The 5149-nt window shown below is 51.9% G+C and carries 4 protein-coding genes; all 4 read right to left on the reverse strand.

Annotated elements, in window-relative coordinates; genetic code table 11:
• Positions 1 to 172: 172 nt before the first annotated feature.
• On the reverse strand, positions 173 to 697 hold the full coding sequence (locus NZ705_02610; protein MCS7291851.1) for a methyltransferase domain-containing protein: 525 nt from the start codon (positions 695 to 697) through the stop codon (positions 173 to 175).
• On the reverse strand, positions 694 to 1752 hold the full coding sequence (gene pstS, locus NZ705_02615; GenBank protein ID MCS7291852.1) for a phosphate ABC transporter substrate-binding protein PstS: 1059 nt from the start codon (positions 1750 to 1752) through the stop codon (positions 694 to 696). The genes NZ705_02610 and pstS overlap by 4 nt, the downstream gene beginning before the upstream one ends.
• Before the next feature lie 82 nt (positions 1753 to 1834).
• Positions 1835 to 4648, reverse strand: a complete 2814-nt coding sequence (polA, locus tag NZ705_02620) for a DNA polymerase I (protein MCS7291853.1) — start codon at positions 4646 to 4648, stop codon at positions 1835 to 1837.
• A partial coding sequence (locus tag NZ705_02625; GenBank protein MCS7291854.1) for a hypothetical protein occupies positions 4645 to 5149 on the reverse strand: 505 nt, incomplete at its 5' end. The genes polA and NZ705_02625, both read right to left, overlap by 4 nt.

Here is a 5149-nt window from a genome sequence, read left to right on the forward strand (position 1 = left end):
TAAGTTACAGGTGAGTCCAATCGAAAATCTGCAATCCTTGGTCAATGAAACTATCCGTAGCTTATGTCAAGTTTTGTATATCACGCAACGGGGGCCAGACACTCACTCATCCCTACTACTAAGCGGGATTTACCCTTATCGGTAGCCCCTGGTAGAGACGGAATTCCAGTCATCAACGAGTTGCAATTACATTTAAACTGATCAACGTATCCAAAATACGCATGGAGCTGCAATCAGGAAACAAGTGAAACTCACTGACTTGCTCATAACTGCTGAACCCAGCTTCTGTTAGATACATCCCCAAAATATCTACATCGAAACCCGCTTTATGCACATCATATTCATCCACCTGGCCGCCAAAAATGATGCGCATTAGATGGAAGCGTTCCTCTGGCAATAGATTGGGGTTGCTATACAGCCAGCACAACACGCGCAAATCCGGCACGCTAATGAGCAATTTCCCGCCTGGTTTCAAAACCCGTCGCCACTCTTGGAGTACCCGCAACAGTTCGTTATTCAACCCGTAGTGAAAATGTTCTAGCACGTGACTGGCATAAATCACGTCTACCGACTCATCGGCAAACATGCTTAAGTCAGCGGCATCCGTCACATAGTCCACTTCTGGACGCGGCTGGATGTCCACAATTTTCCAGTCCGGATGAGGATGCCTACCGCCAATGTGCAGTCGAAGCGTCACACATCACCCCAGGCAACTAGCGTATTATTTTGCATTAAGGTTTGGGCCTGCGTAACGACTGGCCCCGGTAACGGCACATAGCCCAACTCAGGGCCATATTTTTGCCCCTCTACTAAGGCCCATTGGATGAACTTGCGCAGGGTTTCGCCCTTTCTCTTGTCGTCATATTTCTGGTAGATCAAGAACCAGGAATAACTCACGATGGGATAGGCTTCAGGGCTGGTCGGGTCATCCACAAATCCCCGCAACCGGTTATCCAACACTACATCGGCAATTCCCTTCTCGACAGAATTTTGGGTTGGCAGTAAAAATTTACCACTTTTGTTTTCCAAAGCGGCGGTAGCTAGTTTTAACTGTTTGGCGTAGGCATATTCCACATAGCCAATCACCCCTTGTCCGTGTTGGATTTGGGCACTGATCCCGGCATTGTCCTTGATCCCTGTCCCCACCGGCCAGTTGACCGTTAAGCCGGTTCCCACCCGGTTTTTCCAGAGGGGGTCAATTGCGCTCAAATGACGGGTAAAAACAGCAGTTGTGCCACTACCGTCCGAACGATAAACGACCGTAATAGGCAAATCAGGCAAGGTAATTTCTGGATTCAATGCCGCAATCTCGGGGTGATTCCAGCGGGTAATTTTCCCCAGGAAAATCGCCGGCAGCACTTCCCGCGACAGTTTCAGTCCGGTGGGTACGCCCGGCACGTTGTACACCACCGCCACGCTCCCAGCGGTCATCGGCACAAACAGCGCCCCCCGTTTGACCTGAGCAGCTTCCGCATCGGTCATAGCCACATCGCTACCGGCAAAGTCCACCGTCTCGGTCAAAAACTGTTGAATACCGGCGGCGCTCCCAATCGGTTGATACGAAATCTGTACTTCTGGGTAGATCTTTTGGTACTCGCTAAACCATTTCAAGTACAGGAAGGATGGGAACGTAGCTCCGGCCCCATTGAGATAAACCGGCTGACTTGGTGTGGGCTCTACAGGTACCGATTGACAGGCAACGGCTCCCAGACCGGTCGCAAGTGTGAGATAGAGATACCGACGCCGACGCATACCCAACCCACCACGACAGACTTCGCTCTTGATAATACCCCAAAATACCAACGACAGAGGATTAAGGAACGGTTAATAGGCGTTATTTCGCTTCCTGCCAATTTCGGCCCGCGTGGATGTCCACTTCTAGGGGCACCGATAAAGGCATGGCTTGCGCCATAATGTCTCGGATTTGGGATTGGAGTTGGGGCCATTCATCTGGGGGCATTTCAAATACTAATTCGTCGTGGACTTGTAACAGTAAATGCGCTTGGTAATTTTTCAGCAATTCATGGATGCGAATCATGGCGATTTTGATAATATCGGCGCTGGAGCCTTGAATGGGAGCGTTGGCAGCGGCTCGCAATAGACCAGCATCGACAGCATTGATGCGTTTTTGCACCATTGCCCAGTCGCTTTCGGTGAGCGTTTTTCCCCGCAACTGTTGCAACAAGGGACTGGTAAATCGGAAGTAGCGCCGTCGTCCGGTAATGGTTTCTACATAGCCCTGGGTAATTGCTTGTTTTTCCGTATTGCGTAAGTAATCAAAGACAGCCGGATAGCGCTGGTTAAACCGTTCAATAAATTCTTTGGCTTCCGCAAAGGAAACGCCCGCTTCCCGCATAAAGCGCTGGGGTCCCATGCCATAAACGATGCCATAGTTAATGATTTTGGCCAGGCGCCGGTCTTCAGGGGTAATCTCGTCTTTTTCTAGGAGCAATTGCGCGGTCAAGCGGTGAATGTCCTCACCCCGTTGAAAGGCGGCAATCAACACTGGCTCCTGACTCAGATGGGCCAAGATACGCAATTCAATTTGGGAGTAGTCAGCGCTGACCAGCAGCCAACCCGGTTGGGGAATAAAGGCGCGGCGAATTTGACGGCCAATTTCTGTGCGCACCGGAATATTTTGCAGGTTGGGGTTTGACGACGATAACCGTCCTGTTGCTGTGATGGTTTGGTTGAAATCGGTGTGGACCCGGCCCGTATCCTGGCGACAGAGTTGGGCGAGCGCATCCACATAAGTGGATTTCAATTTCGCCAGCGTCCGGTGCTCCAGGATGCAATCAATCACTGGATGTTCATCGCGTAATTTTTCCAGCGTCGCCGCATCAGTGGCATAACCGGCCTGGGTTTTCTTCGCTTTTTTCTTGTTCAGTCCCAGGGTCTCGAACAAGAGCGTGCTTAGCTGTTTGGGAGAGTTCAAGTTAAATTCTTGACCCACCAGCTCATGCGCCCGTTTTTCAACCGCTTGTAATTGCCGGTCGAACTCCTGGGAAAGCTGTTGCAAAACCTGTAAATCCAGGGCAATCCCTTGATATTCCATCGCTGCGAGCACCGGTTCCAACGGCAATTCAATTTCTCGAAACACACGATACAAACTGGGAATTTGTTTTAGCTCGTGTTCAAGAATGGGCGCCAGTCGAAAGGTGAGATACACATCCATGCCGCAATAGTTGGCCACGGTACTGATGGGTAAATCGGCCATCGTCTGGTTTTTAGCCACCACATCTTGATAGGACTGGGCATATAAACCTAGATATTTGGCTCCCAAATCGGCGAGTTTGTGGTTGCCTTCGGGGTCGAGAACGTAGCTAGCCAGCAGTGTGTCGAACACCACCCCCCGCAATTCAATCCCCTGGACTCGCAAGACATTACGGTCAAATTTGGTATTTTGAAAAACCTTGGGATGGACTTCACTTTCGAGAATGGGTTTGAGATGGTGTAAAACCAAGGCTTTATCGAGCTGTTCCCCCTGATGATGCCCGACCGGAATATAGGCCACTTGGTTCTCCGCCCAGCAACAGCCAATCCCCACCAGTTCGGCATCACGGGGGTCTAGGGCGGTGGTTTCGGTGTCCCAGGCGACAGGCGTTTGGGTGCATTGGTGGAGCGTCTGGACCAAGTTTTTTAATTCGGTTTCACTCCGAATAATTTGCACCTCAAAGGGGGGCGTCCAGGGCTGGTGTTGGTGTTGAGCTGTTTCTTCCGCCGAAAAAAAGTCCAATTCTTCTTGTTGAGTGCCCCCCAGTTGCCGGTAGAGTTGGTCAATTTGCCGCTGAAACGATTGCATTTCCAGCTCCTCCAGCAAGGGCATCACCTCTAAAATATCAAACCCTACCAGTTGACAGTCTTCCCAGGTAATATCTAGGGGGACGTCCTGGTGAATCGTTGCCATAAAACGCGAATGATAGGCCGCATCTTTGCCCTCAATGAGTTTTTGCTGCTGGGCTTTGGGAAGTTCGTCCAAATGGGCATACAAATCATCTAAATCGCGATATTTCTGTAATAAACTCACTGCTGTTTTCGCCCCAATGCCTCGCACACCGGGAATGTTGTCGGAACTATCGCCACACAGGGCTTTGTAATCAATCACTTGCGCTGGTTGAATCCCTAATTTTTCCACCACGCGGTCAGGGTCGTATTCAATCGGCGGGCCGTTTTGCTGGGATAAATGCAACACATGAATCCGGTCATTGACCAACTGGAATAAATCCTGGTCGCCGGACAGAATTTTCACTTCAAACCCGTCCTGTTCAGCCCGTTTGGCGAGCGTGCCTAGCACGTCATCGGCTTCGTACCCAGGCGCCATCACCACCGGAATCTGCAAGGCCCGCAACAAGCGCTGTAGATTTTCCACGTCGGGATGAAAATCGTCCGGGGTTTCAGCGCGACCTTCCTTGTAGCGGGCATCGGCGACATGACGAAACGTGGGCGTCCCCAAATCAAACGCCACCGCTAGATGGGTAAAGGATTGCCGGTTCAAGACTTCTAACAGCGCCTTCAAAAACCCGTAGGTGACGCTGGTGGGAATGCCCGTGGTGGTGCGCAACCCCCCTTCCCGTCCCTTGGCAAACGCATAATACGACCGAAACGCCAGGGAATGGCCATCCACCAGCAACAAACGGGGGGCATTCATGATGGGGCGGGCAACCCATTTTGTTGAATCAATTCTATCGCCCGCTTCACTTTCTCTGGAAATACCACCACCAAGCTCCCGGGCGTGGCTTTGCCCAAGGCGGTGCGAATGGCGGTGGTTTCATCCAGGATAATTTCCCAGCGACAGGTGGTCCCGGCTTGCATTAACCCCCGGCGGATCAATTCGGCAACTTCCCCCGGCGCCCGACCCCGCAAGTCGTCATCTTCCTTAATAATCACCCAATCAAACACCCGCCCGGCAATTTCCCCCAACTGCATTAAGTCCTCATCCCGCCGGTCGCCTGGCCCACCAATGACGCCAATGCGCAATCCCTCTTGCCACGACCGCACAAAATCCGCCACTGCGGCGTATCCATGGGGGTTGTGGGCATAGTCCACCAAAGCGTGAAACGACCCCACCGGCATCAAGTTCATCCGCCCCGGCGTCTGGCTCGTGGAAGCGCTGAATGTCCGCAAGCCCTGGCGAATTTGCGCTAACGTC

The sequence above is a fragment of the Gloeomargarita sp. SKYB120 genome, assembly GCA_025062155.1.
GTDB lineage: Bacteria > Cyanobacteriota > Cyanobacteriia > Gloeomargaritales > Gloeomargaritaceae > Gloeomargarita.